This is a genomic window from Bacillus sp. AFS001701 (genome assembly GCF_002559405.1).
Lineage (GTDB): Bacteria > Bacillota > Bacilli > Bacillales > Bacillaceae_G > Gottfriedia.
This window is the reverse complement of record NZ_NTZO01000692.1, coordinates 1-1,318: the sequence shown is the minus strand read 5'-3', so window position 1 is coordinate 1,318 and position 1,318 is coordinate 1. Positions and strand designations below refer to the sequence as shown.

Here is a 1,318-nt window from a genome sequence, read left to right as displayed (position 1 = left end):
TTATAATTTATTCTCTATATTAATATTATTCATTTTAATGATTTTTTTAGTCGGAAAGAAAAAATGGCTCCTTTTATTAATTTGTATTATTTCTCTATTTATTACGTCTAGTATATGTTACCTACAAAACAATAAAATGAATTCCCCTAAACCAAAGCCCTCGCAAAATTTTCGTGGTGAAATCACTTCTACTCCAATAATAGATGGTAATAAGGTTTCGTTTACTTTTAAACTCCATAATCAAGAAATCTTACTAAATAGTTTTGCTAATACAAAAGAACAATTAAAAGTTTTTCAAAAAAGAAAAATAGGTGAAATATGTGAAGTAAAAGGTGAGGTTACATTGCCTTTAGAAAGCTCGAACCCATACTTATTTAATTATAAAAAGTACTTATTAAATCAAGGGATTTACTGGATGATTACTGCTAATCCAAATAGTTTAGGGAATTGTGAAAATGGAAAACGAACCATCATTCAATCAATAAATTATAGTCGACATGCATTAACGAAATATGTAGAGGTAAATTTTAATTCTAATACAGAAGGTTATATTAATGCTCTCCTATTTGGGGAACGTTCAAAAATGAATGCAACGACAGAATCTCAATATCAAATAGTGGGAATTGTGCATTTACTTGCGATTAGTGGTTCGCATATTAGTTTATTGAGTCTTGGCATCTATTTTCTATTAATTAGAATTGGAGTAACAAAGGAAAGCAGCTTATTTATAACGATTTTGTGTATTATGTCGTACGGATTTCTAGCAGGTGCTTCAGCATCAGTTGTCAGAGCAGTTATTATTGGTGTTCTAGTTTGCTTCTACAAGTTAGCAAAAATGAAAGTTGATATTACTTCTCTATTATTTACTTCTTGTATAATCATGTTATTTGCAAAACCAAATTATATTGATGATATTGGTTTTCAATTTTCCTTTGTAACAAGTTTTGTACTGGTTTTAACTTCTGAACAAATTTTAAATTACAGATTTTGGTATGCAAGGGCTCTTTATACATCGAGTATTACCCAATTAGCATCAATCCCTATATTACTTTTTAATTTTCACGAATTATCACCATACAGTATAATAATGAACTTACTTTTCATTCCTTATATTAGTTTTATTATAATGCCACTATGTATTTTTTGTTTTGGTTTAAGTTTTATTAATTTAGAAATCAGCGAAATGGTAACTTTACTGTTATCATTCCTTATTAACATGTCAGATAAATTATTGAATATTTGCATGCAATTACCGTTTATTAAGTTGATTTTTATACATCCTTCAAAAGGAATTCTGTTTATATATATCGTGCTAATA

The 1,318-nt window shown here is 27.8% G+C and carries 1 protein-coding gene; it reads left to right on the top strand.

From position 1 onward, the window contains the following. Positions 1-16 precede the first annotated feature (16 nt). Positions 17-1,318 (top strand): ComEC/Rec2 family competence protein (locus CN514_RS24660; RefSeq protein ID WP_353652096.1); only part of this gene is annotated, 1,302 nt, incomplete at its 3' end.